This window comes from uncultured Jatrophihabitans sp. (genome assembly GCF_964252635.1).
Lineage (GTDB): Bacteria > Actinomycetota > Actinomycetes > Mycobacteriales > Jatrophihabitantaceae > Jatrophihabitans.
On the sequence record NZ_CAXUNP010000003.1, the window covers coordinates 77,437 to 95,132 of the forward strand.

Annotated in this window: 20 protein-coding genes; 12 read left to right on the forward strand and 8 right to left on the reverse strand. The window is 70.3% G+C overall.

Annotation, left to right across the window (positions count from 1 at the left end; genetic code table 11):
• Nucleotides 1-2: 2 nt before the first annotated feature.
• Entirely contained in the window at nt 3-1,226 is a 1,224-nt protein-coding gene (locus ACFFCA_RS02220; protein ID WP_375481377.1) for a threonine synthase, read from the reverse strand.
• 46 nt (nt 1,227-1,272) lie between these two features.
• A complete protein-coding gene (locus ACFFCA_RS02225; protein ID WP_375481379.1) occupies nt 1,273-2,607 on the reverse strand; it encodes a threonine/serine exporter ThrE family protein in 1,335 nt (444 codons plus the stop codon).
• A gap of 47 nt (nt 2,608-2,654) precedes the next feature.
• On the opposite strand from ACFFCA_RS02225, the gene ACFFCA_RS02230 reads away from it, so the two are divergent.
• On the forward strand, nt 2,655-4,085 hold the full coding sequence (locus ACFFCA_RS02230) for an MFS transporter (protein ID WP_375481381.1): 1,431 nt from the start codon (nt 2,655-2,657) through the stop codon (nt 4,083-4,085).
• A gap of 17 nt (nt 4,086-4,102) precedes the next feature.
• Nucleotides 4,103-5,584, forward strand: a complete 1,482-nt coding sequence (locus ACFFCA_RS02235) for a flavin-containing monooxygenase (RefSeq protein ID WP_375481382.1) — start codon at nt 4,103-4,105, stop codon at nt 5,582-5,584.
• Here ACFFCA_RS02235 and ACFFCA_RS02240 read toward each other — a convergent pair.
• Entirely contained in the window at nt 5,539-6,213 is a 675-nt protein-coding gene (locus ACFFCA_RS02240) for a hypothetical protein (protein WP_375481384.1), read from the reverse strand. The genes ACFFCA_RS02235 and ACFFCA_RS02240 overlap by 46 nt on opposite strands.
• 61 nt (nt 6,214-6,274) lie before the next feature.
• Here ACFFCA_RS02240 and ACFFCA_RS02245 point away from each other — a divergent pair, with 61 nt between their 5' ends.
• From ACFFCA_RS02245 to ACFFCA_RS02285, 9 genes are all read left to right on the forward strand, one after another.
• Nucleotides 6,275-6,763, forward strand: coding sequence for a hypothetical protein (locus ACFFCA_RS02245; protein ID WP_375481386.1), 489 nt, complete (start codon nt 6,275-6,277; stop codon nt 6,761-6,763).
• A gap of 1 nt (nt 6,764) precedes the next feature.
• The gene (locus ACFFCA_RS02250; RefSeq protein ID WP_375481387.1) at nt 6,765-7,295 is read left to right on the forward strand and encodes an NUDIX domain-containing protein; all 531 of its coding nucleotides are present in this window, start codon (nt 6,765-6,767) and stop codon (nt 7,293-7,295) included.
• Complete coding sequence (locus ACFFCA_RS02255) at nt 7,292-8,782, forward strand: flavin-containing monooxygenase (protein WP_375481389.1); 1,491 nt, start codon at nt 7,292-7,294, stop codon at nt 8,780-8,782. The genes ACFFCA_RS02250 and ACFFCA_RS02255 overlap by 4 nt, the downstream gene beginning before the upstream one ends.
• Nucleotides 8,783-8,861: 79 nt before the next feature.
• Entirely contained in the window at nt 8,862-9,257 is a 396-nt protein-coding gene (locus tag ACFFCA_RS02260) for a PaaI family thioesterase (protein ID WP_375481391.1), read from the forward strand.
• Between the two features lie 79 nt (nt 9,258-9,336).
• Nucleotides 9,337-10,635, forward strand: a complete 1,299-nt coding sequence (locus ACFFCA_RS02265) for a citrate synthase (protein ID WP_375481393.1) — start codon at nt 9,337-9,339, stop codon at nt 10,633-10,635.
• 3 nt (nt 10,636-10,638) lie between these two features.
• The gene (locus tag ACFFCA_RS02270; RefSeq protein ID WP_375481395.1) at nt 10,639-11,736 is read left to right on the forward strand and encodes a fumarylacetoacetate hydrolase family protein; all 1,098 of its coding nucleotides are present in this window, start codon (nt 10,639-10,641) and stop codon (nt 11,734-11,736) included.
• A gap of 43 nt (nt 11,737-11,779) precedes the next feature.
• Nucleotides 11,780-12,319 carry an RNA polymerase sigma factor gene (locus tag ACFFCA_RS02275; RefSeq protein ID WP_375481397.1) on the forward strand — a complete coding sequence of 180 codons (540 nt, stop codon included), beginning with the start codon at nt 11,780-11,782 and terminating at the stop codon, nt 12,317-12,319.
• Complete coding sequence (locus tag ACFFCA_RS02280) at nt 12,316-13,053, forward strand: anti-sigma factor domain-containing protein (RefSeq protein ID WP_375481399.1); 738 nt, start codon at nt 12,316-12,318, stop codon at nt 13,051-13,053. The genes ACFFCA_RS02275 and ACFFCA_RS02280 overlap by 4 nt, the downstream gene beginning before the upstream one ends.
• Nucleotides 13,054-13,166: 113 nt before the next feature.
• Nucleotides 13,167-13,415: a hypothetical protein gene (locus ACFFCA_RS02285; protein ID WP_375481401.1), complete on the forward strand. Its 249-nt coding sequence runs from the start codon at nt 13,167-13,169 to the stop codon at nt 13,413-13,415.
• Between the two features lie 19 nt (nt 13,416-13,434).
• Here ACFFCA_RS02285 and ACFFCA_RS02290 read toward each other — a convergent pair whose 3' ends face one another.
• Nucleotides 13,435-14,274 carry an SDR family oxidoreductase gene (locus ACFFCA_RS02290; protein WP_375481403.1) on the reverse strand — a complete coding sequence of 280 codons (840 nt, stop codon included), beginning with the start codon at nt 14,272-14,274 and terminating at the stop codon, nt 13,435-13,437.
• 80 nt (nt 14,275-14,354) lie between these two features.
• Between ACFFCA_RS02290 and ACFFCA_RS02295 the strand changes: the two genes are divergently transcribed.
• Complete coding sequence (locus tag ACFFCA_RS02295) at nt 14,355-14,795, forward strand: MerR family transcriptional regulator (RefSeq protein WP_375481405.1); 441 nt, start codon at nt 14,355-14,357, stop codon at nt 14,793-14,795.
• A gap of 17 nt (nt 14,796-14,812) precedes the next feature.
• Here ACFFCA_RS02295 and ACFFCA_RS02300 read toward each other — a convergent pair whose 3' ends face one another.
• From ACFFCA_RS02300 to ACFFCA_RS02315, 4 genes are all read right to left on the reverse strand, one after another.
• The gene (locus tag ACFFCA_RS02300; RefSeq protein ID WP_375481407.1) at nt 14,813-15,202 is read right to left on the reverse strand and encodes a PPOX class F420-dependent oxidoreductase; all 390 of its coding nucleotides are present in this window, start codon (nt 15,200-15,202) and stop codon (nt 14,813-14,815) included.
• 113 nt (nt 15,203-15,315) lie between these two features.
• Nucleotides 15,316-15,528, reverse strand: a complete 213-nt coding sequence (locus tag ACFFCA_RS02305; protein WP_375481409.1) for a hypothetical protein — start codon at nt 15,526-15,528, stop codon at nt 15,316-15,318.
• Between the two features lie 16 nt (nt 15,529-15,544).
• Nucleotides 15,545-16,354 carry a DUF1295 domain-containing protein gene (locus ACFFCA_RS02310; RefSeq protein WP_375481411.1) on the reverse strand — a complete coding sequence of 270 codons (810 nt, stop codon included), beginning with the start codon at nt 16,352-16,354 and terminating at the stop codon, nt 15,545-15,547.
• A 22-nt stretch (nt 16,355-16,376) separates the two neighbouring features.
• On the reverse strand, nt 16,377-17,660 hold the full coding sequence (locus ACFFCA_RS02315) for a class I SAM-dependent methyltransferase (RefSeq protein ID WP_375481529.1): 1,284 nt from the start codon (nt 17,658-17,660) through the stop codon (nt 16,377-16,379).
• Between the last annotated feature and the right edge of the window lie 36 nt (nt 17,661-17,696).

Here is a 17,696-nt window from a genome sequence, read left to right on the forward strand (position 1 = left end):
CGTCACGGTCGGACGGCGGGGATGACGCCGTCCCTGGCCAGCGTCGGCACGTCGACGGTCACGGTGTCGGGGTAGATCAGGCCCGTCCCGGTGTTGAGGACGACCACGTCGTCCGCCGCGCCCAGCCAGCCCGACTCACGCAGTTGCCCGGCCGCGGCGAAGCACGCCGCGCCCTCCGGGCACACCCAGGTGCCCTCGTCGCGCCCCAGTTGTTGCTGGGCGGCGAGCAACTCCTCGTCGGTGACGGCGATGGCCGTGCCCCCGGTCGAACGCACCGCGTCGAGCACCAGGAAGTCGCCCAGCGCCTTCGGCACGGTGATGCCGAACGCCACGGTGTGCGGGTTCTCCGGGGCGGTGCTCTCGTCCAGGCCCGCCTCGAAGGCGTCCACGATGGGTGCGCAGCCCGCGGCCTGCACGGCCACCAGCCGCGGCAGGTCGCCGGTGATCCAGCCCAGCTCGCGCAGCTCCAGCAGCGCCTTGTGGATGGCGATGATGCCGACGCCGCCGCCGGTCGGGTAGAGCAGCACGTCGGGGCACCGCCACCCGAGCTGCTCGGCGATCTCGTAGCCCATCGTCTTCTTGCCCTCGATGCGGTACGGCTCCTTGAGCGTCGACGTGTCCTGGAAGCCCTCGCGCGACGTCACCGCGGCGGCGACCAGCTTGCCCGCGTCGCCGATCAGGCCGTCGACGAGGTACAGCTCCGCACCGGTCACCACGCACTCGCGCCGGGTGATCACCGGGGCGTCGACGGGCATGGCGACCAGCGCCTGCATCCCGGCCCGCGCCGCGTAGGCGGCCCACGCCGCACCGGCGTTGCCGTTGGTCGGCATGGCCACGCCGCGGACGCCGAGCTCAGCGGCCCGCGAGACACCGACGGCCGCGCCCCGGGCCTTGAAGGCGCCGGTCGGCACCAGGCCCTCGTCCTTCATCCGCAGCCGCGGCACGCCGATCCGTGCGCCGTACCGCGGGAGGTCGAGCAGCGGGGTCATCCCCTCGCCGAGGCTGACGACGTTCTCGGCGGCGCGGACGGGAAGCAGCTCGTGGTAGCGCCACAGCGTCGGCGGCCGACCCGCGATGTCGGCCGGCGAGGTTGCCGCGCGGGCGGCGTCGAGGTCGTAGCGGGCGAGCAGCGGGGTGCCGAGCGCGGACACGCCCTGCACGACGTCGGCGTCGTAGCGCGAGCCGTCCCGCGAGCACTCGAGATGGCTGAGGGCAGAGAAGATCACCTCGTGATCGGACGCGGTCGACCTGTCCGCCGTCAAATCCGTCGCGTCATTCCGGGGCGCGCTTCCTGCGTCGCAGGTGCGGGGCGCGCGCCGACAGCGGCCCGACCAGCCTCGGCCCGGAGAGCCGGCTCTCGAGGCGTCGCGCCTCGCGTTTCAGGGGCTGGGCGATGTACTGGCCGAGCAGCACCCCCGAGCTCAGCGCGATCAGGATCGCTGCCGCGTTGGCCAGCGCGAGCAGCCCACTGCTCTCCCCCGCGCCGAACAGCGCCAGGCCGCGGTAGATCGACAGGCCCGGCAGCAGCGGCACGATCGCGGCGGTGACCACGACCAGGGCCGGCACCCGAGCCCGCCCGGAGACGGCCCAGCTGACGACGCCGATGACGACCGCTGCCACCCCCGACGCCCAGTTGGTGCCGACCCGGTTGTTCGCCGCGAGGTCGTACACGGCCATGGCCAGGGCACCGATCACCGCGATGGGCAGCAGCGCCCGGTACGGCACGTAGGACGAGAACGCGTACGCCGCCGCGGTCAGCGCCCCGCCGATGGCGAGCATGGGCAGGTCGGCGAAGCGCACCGAGCCGGGGTCGAGGGTGCCCAGGCCGATGTGCAGCACGCGGGCCAGCGTCAACCCCCCGCTGACGCCGGCGATCGCCCCCGCCGTGGCGATGACCGCCTCGAGGATGCGCGCGCCGGACGTCAGCGGGAACCCGGTCAGCGCGTCCTGCACGGCGCCGAGGAAGCTCACGCCGGCCAGCAGCAGCACGATGCTCGCGGTGATGACCCGGCTGGGCGCGACGTCCAGGCCGGCCTTGGCGATGCCTGCCGCGAGCAACGTCGCGAACAGCCCGCCGGCGACCTGCTGGTAGAAGACCGGCCACCGCCGGCGGGACATGTAGCGCTGAATGACGTCGACCCCGACGGACCCGACGAACGCGATCCCGATCACCACCCAGTCACCGGCCAGCACCATGCCGATCCCAGCACCCATCACGCCCAGACCCAGCGTGACGGACCACTTGGGCCGGCTGTGGCCGGTCGAGGTGATGCGCTTGAGCCTCGTCGCCGCCTCCTCGCGGGTGACCCGCCCGGCGAGCAGGTCGCGCACCAGGTGATCGACCTGGGTGAGGTCGCCGAAGTCGACCTGCCGGTAGCGCACCTGACGCAGCTGGATGAGCGCCGGCTCGTCGGAGCGCGCCTGGTGGCTCATCGCCAGCTCGGTGAACGTGACGTCGGAGGTCGAGCCCCGCAGGCCGCAGGCGTAGGCGACGTTCTCCATCTGCGCCTTGACGTCGGACGCGCCGGCCCCGGACGACAGCAGCAGCTCGCCGATGCGCAGGGCGAGGTCCATCGTCCGGTAGATCTCGTTCGTCGTCTCGGCCATCGCGCGTCAGTGTGGCATCGGCATCCGAATTGGGTAACGGACTGCCCATGCTCACGCCGCCCGAGAAGCCCGTGCACTGGAATGTCGACGACGTTGTCGTCACCGAGCCCGACGTCATCCGCAGGGCGATCGGCGCCGCAGCGATCGGCAACATCACCGAGTGGTACGACTTCGGCGTCTACGCCTACTTCGAGCCGACGATCAAGAAGGTGTTCTTCTCCGGCCTCGGCGACACCGTCGGCACCGTGGCCACCTTCGGCCTGTTCGCGGTCGCGTTCCTGGTGCGCCCGTTCGGTGGGATGTTCTTCGGCCCGCTCGCCGATCGCATCGGCCGCAACAAGGTGCTCGCCATCACCATGATCATGATGGCGGGCGGCACGTTCGTCATCGGCTGCATCCCGAGCCGGGCCAGCATCGGCATCGGGGCACCGCTGCTGCTGCTCGTCGCGCGTCTGCTGCAGGGCTTCTCGACCGGCGGCGAGTACGGCAACGCGATGACCTTCATCGCTGAGTACGCGCCGGACCGCAAGCGCGGGTTCCTCGGCAGCTGGCTGGAGTTCGGCACCTTCACCGGCTACCTGCTGGGCGCGGTGCTCGTCACCGTGGCGGACGCCGTCCTCACCGAGCACCAGCTGCTGACCTGGGGCTGGCGCATCCCGTTCTTCGTCGCCCTGCCGCTCGGCCTGGTCGGCGTCTACCTCAGGTCGAAGCTCGCCGACACCCCTGCCTACGCGGCGCTGGAGAAGGAGTCCGAGAAGCGGGAGAAGGACAAGGCCGGGAAGGACATCCGCACCCTGCTCCGGATCTGGCCGTTCCTGCTGGTGTGCATGGGCCTGGTCATCGTCTGGAACGTCACCAACTACATGCTGACGTCCTACATGCCGACCTACGTCAGCGACACCGTCCCGAACGCCCAGGGCGGCGGCGTCTCGTCGACCACGTCGCAGGTCCTGCAGATCATCGTCATGGCCGTCGCGCTGTGCACGATCCCGTTCCTCGGGCGGCTCTCCGACCGGGTCGGGCGCAAGCCGATCGCGTGGACGGGTGTGGGCCTGCTGATCGTGCTGGCGTTCCCGATGGTGCTGCTCATCCAGGCCGGCAGCGTGATCGGGGTGTTCCTCGGCCTGCTCCTCATGGGCCTGGCGCTGATCTGCTTCAGCTCCACGATGCCGTCGACCCTGCCGGCACTGTTCCCCACCGAGGTGCGCGGTGCGGGGCTGTCCGTGTCGTTCAACGTGGCGGTGTCGCTGTTCGCGGGCACCACCTCGGTCGCGGTCGGTGGCCTCGTCGGGCTGACCGGTGACCTGAACTGGCCGGCGTATTACCTCATCGCCGCCGGGATCGTCGGTGCCGTGGCGCTGTGGTTCCTGCAGGAGCCCAACGGGCGCCGCATGTGGGGGTCGGCGCCGGCTGCCGGCTCGCAGGACGAGGCCCGCGAGGTCGTCGAACACCAGGACCGGGAGGCCGTCCCCGCCTGAGCGCGTAGGTTCACGCCATGACGTCCAGGGTGGTCATCGTCGGCGCGGGCTTCGGTGGCGTGGCCGCGGCGGCCGAGCTGCTGCGCAACGGCTTCGACGACGTCGTGGTCCTGGAAGCAGCGCCCGGACTCGGCGGCACGTGGCACCACAACACCTATCCCGGTGCGGCCTGCGACGTGCCGAGCCATTTCTATTCCTATTCCTACGCGCAGCGGCACGACTGGTCGCGGTTCTGCTCGCCGCAGACCGAGATCCTGGGTTACCTGCAGTCCACGGCACGGGACCTCGGCGTGGCCGAGCGGGTCGTCCCGAACACCTCGGTGACCGCGTGCCGTTGGGACGACGCCACAGCGTCCTGGACGGTCGACGCCGAGGGGCCGGACGGGCCCGTCACCTACACGGCGGCGTCGGTGATCATCGCCACCGGTCAGCTGAACCAGCCGGCCTACCCGCGCATCGAGGGCCGCGAGGACTTCGCCGGCCACAGCTTCCACTCGGCGCGGTGGGACCACGACTACGAGCTGCGCGGCAAGCGGGTGGCGGTCATCGGCACCGGGGCGAGCGCCGTGCAGTTCGTCCCGGAGATCGCGCCCGACGTCGCGGCCATGTCGGTCTTCCAGCGCTCGGGCAACTGGTTCCTGCCGCGTGAGCACACCGACTACAAGCCGTTCGTGCACACCTTGTTCCGCCGGGTTCCGCTGCTGCACAAGCTGTTCCGCTTCGCGCTGTACTCCTACATGGAGTTCCTGACCGCGATGATCCGACACCCGCGAGCGCTCGGGTGGATCGGGCGCACCTGGTCGACACTGTTCATGCGCGGCCAGCTCACCGACCCCGAGGTGCGCCGCAAGGCGTGGCCCGACTACACCTTCGGCTGCAAGCGGGTGCTGTTCAGCTCGGCGTTCCTGCCCGCGCTGCAGCGCGACAACGTCGAGCTGGTGACGGACGCGATCACCGGCATGACACCTGCCGGGCCGCGCACCGCCGACGGCCGCGTCCACGAGGTCGACTGCATCATCTACGGCACCGGCTTCCGCACCACCGATTTCATGTTCCCGATGGCGGTCACCGGCCGCGCGGGTCGATCCCTGCGTGACGAGTGGGCGGGCGGCGCGCGGGCGCACCTCGGCATCTCGGTGAGCGGCTTCCCGTCGCTGTTCCTCATGTACGGCCCGAACACCAACACCTCGGGTGGCTCGATCATCTTCTTCCTGGAGGGACAGGCCCGCTACGTCCGCCAGGCGCTGGAGCTGGCGCGCGAGCGGGGTGCCGCGGTCGATGTCCGCCCCGAGGTGCAGCACGACGGGGACGTCCACACCCAGGAACGCTTCGCCGGCACGGCCTGGACGCGGTGCGACTCCTGGTACCGCAACGAGTCGGGCCGCATCGTCACCAACTGGCCGGGTTACATGCGCCAGTACGCCGCGGACACCCGCGAGCTCGACGTCACCGACTACGACCTGGTGCCGCGCCCGCCCTCGACGGTCCCGGTGAGCTGAGCCAACTCGGCCGTGACGTTGGCGCGGGCGGTCGCCTCCCACCGGGTGCGGCCCGGCTCGGACAGGTACAGGCGGGGTCGGTCGACCAGGGCGGACAGCACTGCGGCCCGGCCGGCGCGCCAGCTCTCGTCGTCGACCGCCGCGTACTCCTGGCGGACGGCGCCCACGTAGGCGTCGTAGTCCGACGGGTCGCCGGCCAGGATCGCCAGGTCGGCGTCGAGCAGCGCCGCCGCAACTTCGTCGGCGTCGGACGCGTCGTGGGTGAGGGTCGCGAGGACCAGGTCGACGACCGGCCCGACCCGATCAGGGTCGACGCCCGCGACCTGCAGCGCCGCACGTGTCCAGTCCGCGCTGGCCCGCTCGTCGTCGCCGGGACGGGCGTCGTAGACGACGTCGTGCGCGCAGGCCGCGAGCGCCACGTACGCCTGCTGTCGTCCGTCGAGACGCAGCGCGACGGCGAGGTCGGCACTGTCCCGCAGGACCGCGGCCACGTGCGTCGCGGTGTGGTAGCGACGATGCGGCTCGGCGTACCTCCGCACGAGGTCCGCGGCGCTGACCCGCGCGGCGGACTCCTGACCGCCGAGGGCCACGACGGCCGCGACCCACGAGGACTCGACCGGTGATGCCATGTGTCGTGCCTACCACCCCGCGCCACCGGTACGCGCCGCGCCGAATGGGAACCCTGGGTCGGTGAATCAGTTCTCCGCCACGACCGAGTCCGAGGCCGTCGTCGCTGCTGACCGCATGAGGATCTGGCAGGCCCTCACCGACCCGGTTCTGCTGCCGAAGCTGACGCCCCTGCTCACCCGCATCGACGCCGAGGGCGACCTGTGGCGCTGGCACCTGACCAGCATCTCGGCGCTGGGGGTCAAGATCGCCCCGGCGTTCACCGAACGGATGCACTTCACCGACGGCACCGACATCGTCTACGAGCACGAGGCGCCGCAGGGCACGGTCGAACGCACCGGCGCCGACGGCTGGTACCGGCTCTCCGACGTGGAGGGTGGCACGAGGTTGCAGATCAGCCTGACCCTCCACGTCGACCTGCCGCTGCCGCGCGCCTCCGGTCCCGCCGTGCGAGGCGTCATGAACACGACGATGGCCCGCACGGGCGACCGGTTCTCGGCCAACCTGCTGCGCCACCTGGGCGTCGACGACCCTCGCTCCGCGCGCCGCTGACGTGGCGCCGCGCACCCGCCTGCCCAGCGCCGGCCTGCTGCTGTACCGCCTCGAACCGGCCGGCCTCGAGTTGCTGCTCGCTCACATGGGCGGCCCGCTGTGGGCGAGCAAGGACGACCGCGCGTGGACGGTGCCCAAGGGCGAGTACGACGACACCGAGGACGCGTACGCCGCCGCGCGTCGCGAGTTCGCCGAGGAGCTGGGCAGCGAGCCGCCCGACGGCGACCCGGTACCGCTCGGCGAGATCCGCCAGTCCGGTGGCAAGCGGGTCACCGCCTGGGCCCTGCCCGGCGACCTCGACGTCACCACCGTGCAGAGCAACGACTTCGAGCTGGAGTGGCCGCCCCGTTCCGGCCGGACGCAGACCTTCCCCGAGATCGACCGGGCCGCCTGGTTCGACCCCGGCACCGCACGGAGCAAGCTGGTGACGGCGCAGTCGGCGTTCGTCGATCGCCTGGAGCAGGCACTGGCCGTCGGTAACCGGTACGGTGCGTCACAGACACCACGGCCCCCGCAGGAGGACCCACGATGACCGCTCCGCACACCGACGTCCTGATCATCGGCGCCGGCATCTCCGGGGTGGGAACGGCCTGCCACCTGGCCCGGGAGTGCCCGGACAAGACGGTGCGCATCCTCGAGCGTCGCGCGACCATCGGTGGCACGTGGGACCTGTTCCGCTACCCCGGCGTACGCAGCGACTCGGACATGTTCACCTTCGGCTTCAACTTCCGGCCGTGGAACGACACCAAGGTGCTGGCCGACGGAGAATCGATCCGGCACTACCTCAGCGACACGGCCGCCGAGTACGGCATCGAGGGGCTCATCGACTTCGACCGTCAGGTCGTCTCGGCGTCCTGGTCGAGCGCCGACAACCGGTGGACGGTCGAGACGCGCGACGCCGCGGGCGCGACGCAGACCTACACCGCCGGGGTCCTGGTCGCCGGCAGCGGCTACTACAACTACGACACCGGCTACCGGCCGGAATTCCCCGGCGAGACGTCGTTCACCGGGCCGGTCGTGCACCCGCAGCACTGGCCGGCCGACCTGGACTACGCCGGCAAGCGGGTCGTCATCATCGGCTCGGGAGCCACCGCCGTCACGCTGGTGCCGGCCATGGTGCCGGACGCCGCCCACGTCACCATGCTGCAGCGCTCCCCGACCTACGTGGTGTCACTGCCCGGCAACGACCGCATCTCCGGTGCCCTGCGCAAGGTCCTGCCCGACAGCGCGGTGTGGAAGCTCGCCCGCGCCCGCAACATCGCCGTGCAGCGAGGCACCTACGCGCTGGCGCGGTTGCGCCCGAACGTCATCCGCAACTTCGTGGTCAAGGGCGCCGAGAAGGCCCTCGACGGAGCGTCGGACGTCGCGAACTTCACGCCGTCCTACCAACCGTGGGACCAACGCCTGTGCGTCGTGCCCGACGGTGACCTGTTCCGCGCCATCCGCAGCGGCAAGGCCGACGTCGTCACCGACCGCATCCGCAGGTTCACGGCCGAGGGCATCGAGCTCGAGTCCGGCGACGTGCTGCCGGCCGACGTCATCATCGCGGCCACGGGCCTCGACGTGCAGCTGCTCGGGGGCGCCACCCTCGAGGTCGACGGAGAAGCCGTCGCGGTGAACGAGCGGCTCACCTACAAGGCGACCCTGCTCGAAGGCGTGCCGAACATGGCGCTGGTGTTCGGTTACATCAACGCCTCGTGGACGCTCAAGGCCGACCTCGCCGGTGAGTACCTGTGCCGGGTGCTCACCCACCTCGACCGGCACGGGCTCACCACGTTCGTCGCCCACGGCGGCGCCGACGACCACGGCGAGGGCTCGGTGCTCGGTGCGCTCAACTCCGGTTACGTCCGCCGCGGCGACCGGCACCTCCCCCGCCAGGGCTCACGGGGCCCGTGGCGGGTCACCAACGACTACCTGCGCGACGCGATCACCCTGCGCCACAGCTCGGTCGACGACGGCGTCCTCGAGTTCAGCACCCACGTGCCCACCCGACCGGCGCCCGAGCCCGCGGGCCGCTGACGCACCCGCCCGGGTTGCCGAGACCACTGCGCGACGCCCCCGAGCAGGTGTCCGTGCGGTGCGGGCTACGGTCGAAAACATGACCGACGACATCCGCAAGATCGTGGACTCGGGCCTGAACGCGACCCTGGGCTTCCACTTCGCGGACGTGGGCGCCGATCGCGTCGAGCTGACCTGGACGGTCGGCCCGCAGCATCTGCAGCCGTTCGGCATCGTCCACGGCGGGGTGTACTGCTCGGCGGTCGAGAGCGCCGCCAGCATCGGCGCCGCGATGTGGTTGGGCGACCGCGGCCACGTGGTCGGCGTCGCCAACCACACGAACTTCCTGCACGCGGTCCGCGAGGGCACCTTGTCCGCCGTCGCGACCCCCATCCATCGCGGACGCAGCCAGCAGCTGTGGCTCGTGGAGATCACCGACGACCAGCAGCGGGCCGTGGCCCGCGGCGAGGTACGACTGCAGAACCTGACCAGCTGACCCGGTCGACACCACGACCGGGCGGCCCGACCGACCAGCGCAGTAGGGTCGAAAAAGACTCGCCGCCGAGAGGGGACCCATGTCCGACCCAGCAGAGAACGCCGTCCTGGACGTACCCGGCAAGGACGCTCTCGACCTGCCGATCCGCCATCCCGTCGAGGGAGCGCCCGCGGCCGACGTCGGCACGTTGCTGTCCAAGACGGGCATGGTCACCTACGACCCCGGCTACGCCAACACGGCGTCGTGCTCGTCGGCCATCACCTACATCGACGGCGACGCCGGCATCCTGCGCTACCGCGGGTACCCGATCGACCAGCTGGCCGAGAGCTCGTCGTTCCTCGAGGTCAGCTACCTGCTGATGTACGGCGAGCTGCCCACCGTCGACGAGCTGGCCTCCTTCGAGGACCAGATCCGGCACCACACGATGCTCCACGAGGAACTGAAGGGCCTGTTCGACGCGTTCCCGCGTGACGCGCACCCGATGCCCGTGCTCTCCTCGGCCGTCTCGGCGCTGTCGACGTTCTACCAGGACGCGCTCAACCCGCAGGTCGAGGCCGACGCGCAGCTGTCGAGCATCCGGCTGCTGGCCAAGCTGCCCACGATCGCCGCGTACGCGTACAAGAAGTCCGTGGGCCAGCCCTACCTGTACCCGGACAACTCCAAGAACTACGTCGAGAACTTCCTGCAGATGACCTTCGGCTTCCCGGCCGAGCCCTACGAGGTCGACCCCGCCGTCGCGAAGGCCCTGGACACCCTGTTCATCCTGCACGCCGACCACGAGCAGAACTGCTCGACGTCGACCGTGCGTCTGGTCGGCTCGTCGCAGGCCAACCTGTTCGCCTCCATCTCGGCCGGCATCCACGCCCTGTCGGGCCCGCGGCACGGCGGCGCCAACCAGGAGGTTCTCGAGATGCTCGAGAACATCCGCCGGACCGGCGGGGACGTCGGCGAGTTCGTCACGAAGGTGAAGAACAAGGAGGACGGGGTCAAGCTGATGGGCTTCGGCCACCGCGTCTACAAGAACTACGACCCGCGCGCGGCCATCGTCAAGAAGTCCGCCGACCAGGTGCTCTCGGCGATGGGCAAGCGGGACGACCTGCTGGACCTCGCCATCGAGCTCGAGGGCGTCGCCCTGGAGGACGACTACTTCGTCGAGCGCAAGCTCTACCCGAACGTCGACTTCTACACCGGACTCATCTACCGGGCCATGGGTTTCCCGACCAAGATGTTCACCGTGCTGTTCGCCATCGGGCGCCTCCCGGGTTGGATCGCGCAGTGGCAGGAGCTGGTCAACGACCCGGAGAACCGCATCGGCCGCCCGCGCCAGCTCTACACCGGCGCTGCCGAGCGGTCGTTCGTGGAGCTCGAGAAGCGCTGACCCGTGGCGTACGGGCTGGACAACCTGCCCTACGCGTCGGTCGTCGGCACCGACGGCCGGCGTCGCGCGGTCGTGCGCTTCGGTGACGACGTCCTCGACCTCACCCCGCTCGACAGCACGTTGTTCGCCGACGGCACCCTGGACGCGTTCCTGGGCGCCGGACGGCAGGCCTGGGCCGACGTCCGCGGACGCGCGCAGGAAACCATCGAGGCCGGTGACACGGCACTGACCCCGCTGACAACCGTCCGCCCCGTGCTCGGCTTCGCGGTCGCCGACTACGTCGACTTCTACGCCTCGATCCACCACGCCACGAACGCCGGGCGAATCTTCCGTCCGCACGGCGACGCGCTGGCCCCGAACTGGACGGTGGTGCCGGTCGGCTACCACGGCCGCGCCGGCACCGTCGTCGCCTCGGGGACGCCCGTCGTCCGCCCCACCGGGCAGCTCGACGCGACGACGTTCGCGCCGACGCGGGCCCTGGACTTCGAGGCCGAGCTGGGCTTCGTGGTCGGCACACCGTCCACCGGCGCGGTCGGTGTCGCCGACGCCGACGAGCACGTGTTCGGGGTCTGCCTGCTCGACGACTGGTCGGCGCGGGACGTGCAGCGGTTCGAGACCCAGCCGCTGGGGCCGTTCCTGGGCAAATCCTTCGCCACGTCCGTCTCACCGTGGATTACCCCGCTCGCCGCGCTGCAGGACGCACGGTTCCCGTCGGTCCAGACGCCGGCCCCTGCGGACCACCTCCTCGACACCGGCAGGCACCGTCTGGGTATCGAGCTCACTGTGAGGGTCAACGACACCGTCCTGTGCCGGTCCAGCACCACTGACCTGCACTGGACCTACGCGCAGTTCGTCGCCCACCTGACGTCGAACGGGGCGCCGCTGCGGACGGGTGACCTGCTCGGGTCCGGCACGGTCAGCGGCCCCGAGCCCGGCTCGCTCGGCTGCCTGCTCGAGATGACCCGCAACGGTGCGGAGACGGTGTCGCTCGACGACGGCGGTGTGCGCACCTGGCTCGAGGACGGCGACGAGGTCGTCATCACCGGGAGTGCCGGTCCGATCACGCTCGGTGAAGTCAGGGGTCGCGTTGCCGCCGGGTGACGCGGACGGAACCGAGGACGCCCCTGATGACGAACAGATCAGTGTGGAAGCAGCCCTCGGGGACATCGGCGAACGCCTGAATCGTGGCGAGCCGGATGCGTTGGAGGACGCCTACCGCTCGCTCGGCCCGCTCGTCATGTCCTACCTCGGGCGTTACGTCCCGCAACCGGACATCGAAGATGTCATGCAGCGGGTGTTCTACGAGCTGTGGCGCGTCCACGAACGCTACGACCCGAACCAGTCGCTGCGCGGTTGGGTCCTCGGTATCGCCCGTAAGCGGGCCATCGACCACCTGCGCAAACGCCGCGACGTGGTGGTCCCGCTGGACTCGATGCGCGAGATCACCGGCGACGACGGTCGTGAGGTCGCCGACCGCCTGGTGTGGGCCGACGAGGTCCGCGGCGGCCTGGACTCGCTGCCGGACCTGCAGCGTCAGGTGATCGAGCTGGCCTACTTCGACGGCTACACCCAGACCGAGATCGCTGCCGCCCTCGACATCCCACTGGGTACCGTGAAAACTCGCACGTCGCGCGGACTGCAACGTCTCGCCGGCCTGCTGGAGAATCCTCGAGGCGTCCGATGAGCAACCACATCACCGACGACATCCCTCGCCTGCTGACCGGCGAGGCGAACCGGGATGCCGTGCTGGCCGCGGCCGAGCACCTGCGCTCGTGCCCGGACTGCCAGCAGGAACTCGTCTTCGCCGTCGTCGCACACGCCTCGCTGACCTCGGCCCACCGCTTCGCCCCCGAGATCGTCGCCCCCGACGGCGCCGACGAGCGCCGCCACCACGAGGCTGCCGACGACGATGCCCCGTCGCTGCCGCCGATGACCACCGTGTTCGAGAAGGTACGGGCCGAGGCCGAGCAGGCCACCCGCAAGAAGCACGCGGCTCCGAAACGCCGCCGGCTGCTCGCGGTCGCCGCGGCGGCGGTCGTGCTGGCCGGTGGCGGGGTCACGCTCGCCGAGGTCAGCTCGTCGTCCTCCTCGTCGCCGGGCAAGCAGAACGTTGCACTCACCGCGTTCGACCGCGGCCACTCGCGGGCCACGGTCACCATCGTCGGCGACCGGCGACTGAGCATCGACGCCACCAAGTTGCCGCGCCTCGATTCCGACCACGTCTACGAACTGTGGCTGACGGACGGCTCCCGTACGCGCATGCAACCCGTGGGGCTGCTGGGCAACGACAACACCGCCGAGTTCACGGTGTCGTCGAAGTCGCTGACCCAGTACGACAACTTCGAGGTCAGCGTGCAGCGCACCAACCAGACGAGGTACAGCAACATCAGCGTGCTCCGCGGCGCCTACCGAAGCTGACGCCCACACTCTGCAGCTCGCCGCGTCCCTACTGTCGGGCACCGTAGCTCCGGCCCCCGGCCCGGGCGGCGTCGTCGTCGTCGTCGTCGATCGGATGGAGCACACTCGTGGTCATGACGGCCTACGTTGTCTCCACCGGCACCGGTCTCGTGTTCGCCGCTCCTGACCGGACCGCCGCGCAGCTCCGAACGGACGTCGAGGCCTGGGTTCGCGACAAACGCATGATGACCGTCGCGGGTGTCGACGCGGCGGGTGACGAGGCGTCGATGGTTGTGGCGTGGGACGACGTGACCGACTACTCGATCACCGAGGACGAGCCGGCCGGCGGCACCATCGTCATGACGTACGTCGGCGAGGACTGACCTCGCGGGTGACGCCCGCTCATTCGTCGATGTCGTCGCGCGTGACCGAACAGGCCACCTCTCGATGGCGGTCGTGCTCGGCAAGACGGGCAATGAGGGCCTCCCTGACGTCGGCATAGGTGTCCCGGCCCAGTGGGAGCCGCAGCGGAGCGTCGCCGGACGCGACGAGCGTGATCATGGCGGCCGCTATCTTGCCGGGACTGCTCGGGAGCGGGAAGGCTCCGGCGGCGAGCGCCCGACGGACCTCCCCGGCAGGGGTGGCGTCGTACTCGGGCATGACGGGTGCGGTGTCCAGCGAGGTGCCGAAGCCGGTGGGTGTCGCACCGGGTTCGACGATGGTGAGCTTGATCCCGAAGGGTGCTACCTCGGCCGCGACGGTCTGGCAGAAGCCTTCGACGCCCCACTTCGAGGCGTGGTAGTAGCTGAAGTTCGGATAGGTCGTCTGCCCACCGGCGGTGGAAACCTGCAGGATGTGCCCGCCGCCCTGGGCACGGAGGTGTGGCAGGGCCGCACGGATGACGCGGATCGAGCCGAGCAGGTTGGTGTCGAGCACGCGACGGATCTGTTCGTCACTGGCCTCCTCCACGGACGCGAACACCCCGTACCCGGCGTTGTTGACGACGACGTCGATCTTCCCCAGCGCGCTGAAGGCGTCGTCGACGACGCGGGGCACCTGCGCCGCGTCGGTGACATCCAGCGAGGCGACCCAGAGGTTGTCGCCGTACTCGGCGCGCAGGTCGTCCAACGCTTCCGGCCGGCGCAAGGTGGCGGCCACGCGATCGCCTCGGTGCAAGAGCTGTTCGGTGAGCAGCCGCCCGAAGCCGCTCGACGTTCCGGTGATGAACCAGGTTGTGGACACTGTCGCTCCTTCGTCGATGAACGCCGTCGACGCTAGGAGTTCGAGTCGACTCGAAGGCAAATGTCCGTACCGTGGAGAGCATGACCACCGGGACGACCCTGACCATCGGAGAGGTCGGCGAGCTGACCGGCCTGACGACCCACACGCTGCGGTTCTACGAGCAGGAGGGCTTGTTCCTCGCACCCGTCCGCCGCGATTCCGTGGGCCGTCGCGTGTTCACCGAGGACGAGGTCGAGTGGCTGAAGGTCTGCACCCGACTGCGGTCATCAGGCATGCCCCTCGAGGACATCCGACGCTATGCCCGGCTCGTGGTCGCCGGACCCGGGACCGTCTCCGAACGCTTCGACATCCTGCGCGGTCACGAGACCCGCGTGCAGGCGCAGATCGCCGAACTGCAGGCCGCCCTCGACGTCATCCGGCGCAAGGTCGCGATCTACGCCGACCATCTCGCCGACGGCACCGCGGACAACCTGTGGCGACACGGGCCGCAGTGCGCCGTCGATGCGGTGGAGTCCCGGTAGTCCGCTGCAGCTGCCGATCAGACGTCGGCATGGACGGCGATGACGATGCGGTCGCGCATGCTCGGCCGCAGCTTCTCCAGCAGCGTAACGAACCGGTACTGCAGACCGTACTTCGACTTCAACGCAGCCTCGACACGGGACCTGCTCGCGCTGTCGTCCAGCAATCCCGCCCGACCGGACGCCATCGGCGCCCCCGGTTTGACCTCGCCGCGACGCCCGCACGGACGCACCTCGACCGCAGGATTGTTGCGCAGCCGTTTCACCTTGCCGGTGCCACGGCCCGTCCAGAACGCGAGGGTGTCGCCGTCGCGGACAGCCCACAAGGGCGTCGCCACCGCCTCGCCATTTCGCCGCAAGGTCGTCAAGGACACGAACGGCTCGGACGCGAGATCCATGGGGACGGTCACAGACCCATTGTGGGCTCACGACGGCCGGCCGACGACAGGCGAGCCGTAAGGGTTCGGTGCTCGAGGTGACGAACCGGCAGCCGCTGCCCCGCCGACCCAACCAGCTCGAGGTGTCAGCTCTCGTCGCCCTTGAGCCGGGCCAGGCGCTGCTCGAGGGCTCCGAGGATGCCCTCGTTCTCCTCGATCGAGGTCAGCATGGCCGCCGTGTCCTCGGAGTCGACGGCACCGAGCCCCTGCCCACCGACCTGCTGACGCAGCTGGTCGTTGTCGCGGCGCAACTCGGCGATCTCGTTCTCGAGATCGGTGACCTCGGACTGGTCGGACACAGGTGACTCCTTCGGTTCAACGGGTGGTGACGGCCTTCTTGACCCGGGGCGGCAGCGGGAAGAACATGCTGGTCCTCGCCGCGTACTCGTCCCAGCCGTCACGCTTGCTCATGGACTTCTCCAGGATGCGCGCCCCCGAGCCGATGGTCAGCAGCAGGGTCATGATGACGGGCGAGAAGACAGTGGCCACACCGGGCAGCGCGTCGGCCGCGACCAGGAAGATGCCCCACCAGATGCAGGCGTCACCGAAGTAGTTCGGGTGCCGGGTGTAGCGCCACAGCCCCGTGTCGATGAGCTTGCCCTTGTTGCCGGGGTCGGCGCGGAAACGGGCCATCTGCGCGTCACCGACGCTCTCGAAGAACAGACCGACGGCCCAGACCGCCACACCGACCCAGGCCAGCGGACCGACGCTGTCGCGCTCGAACCCGCCGACCAGGATCGGGGCCGAGATGACGTAGGCGAGCACGCCCTGCAGCAGGTAGATATGGGTCAGCGCGTACAGATCGCCGTTGCCGGGCTGCTTGTCGAGCAGCTCCTTGTACCGGGGGTCCTCGGGCCTGCCCCACGATCGCTTGCCGGTGTACGCGGCCAGGCGCAACCCCCACACCGTCGGCAGCGCGAGCAGCAACCAGCGACGGACCTCGTCGCCGTCGGAGCGCACGACCATGACGACTGCGGCGGTGACGAACAGCAGGCCCCACGTGGTGTCGATGACCGCGTGCTTGCCGACGATCTTGGACACCACGAACGTGGCCAGCAGCACGACGACCATCGCACCGGCGGCCCAGGCCAGCGTTCCCGCCCAGGCCGCGGTGTCGAAGTTCATCGCGGCAACGTACCCACCGTGCCTAGCTGTTCACCGACCACGGCCTCGTCGCCGGCATCGCGCTGACGCCCTCGGCACTCGGCTTGACGGCGAGGAACTGGTCGACACCCATCCGACCCTCGTCGAAGGTCAGCATGCCGCCGACGAGGTAAAGCCGCCAGACCCGCGCGACCTCCTCCCCCTGCAGCGCGACGAACTCGTCCCAGTGGGACTCGAACGTGTCGATCCAGTGCTGCACGGTGGTGACGTAGTGCTCGCGCATGGCCTCCACGTCACGGACCTCGAAGCCACCGTTGACCAGGTGACGGGTCGTCTGCCAGATCGGGCGCATGTGCATGTCCGGTGCGATGTAGGACTCGATGAACGCCCCACCACCCGGAGCGGTGTTCTCGTGTCGCGACATCTGCTGCAGCAGCAGGCGGCCGGTGGGCTTGAGCGCGTCGAACATGAGGCCGACGTACTCGGGGTAGTTGCCCTCGCCGACGTGCTCGCCCATCTCGATGGAACTCACGGCGTCGAACTGCTCGGTCGTCCCGGCGAGCTCGCGGTAGTCCTGCAGTCGCACCTCGACGCGGTCGGACAGCCCGCGCTCGGCGATGCGCTTGGCGATGAAGTCGCGCTGCTGGGCCGAGAGGGTGACGCCGACGGCGTGCACGCCGTAGTGCTCGGCCGCGTGCAGGATCATCGAGCCCCACCCGCACCCGACGTCGAGCAGGCGCTTGCCGGGCTGCAGGTCGAGCTTGCGGCAGACGAGGTCGAGCTTCGCCCGCTGTGCGTCGACGAGCGACTGGCCCTCGTGCGTGAAGTAGGCCGAGGAGTAGGCCATCGTCTCGTCGAGCAGCAGCTCGTAGAACTCGTTGGACAGGTCGTAGTGGTGGGAGATCGCGGCCCGGTCGCGCAGCTTGGTGTGCAACCCGCCGCGTAAGCGCGCCTCGGACGCCGGCGGGGTGGGCGGCGCACCGACGGCGCCGAGCCGGGCCGCGCCCAGCGCGGCCTTGGCCTTCGCGCCGGTGGACAGCGAGACGCCGGTGGTGGGACGCGAACGCGCCAGCTTCCACGCCCGCCGGAAGCCGTCGGCGAGATCGCCGTCGACGTCGAGGTCGCCGGTGACGTAGGCGCGGGCGAGACCCAGCTCGCCCGGCGCCCAGAGCAGGCGGCGCAGGGCCCGCCGGGAGCGGATGACCAGCACGGGGCCGCCGTCGGCGGGGCCGGCCTCGCTGCCGTCCCAGGCGCGGATGCGCACCGGCAGGTCGATACCGGCGGTGTCGCGCAGCAGGGTGGCGAGGCGGTCGGCGATGGTTGGCATGGCGGTGTCCTCCGGACGGTCCGACGGGTGGGGCGG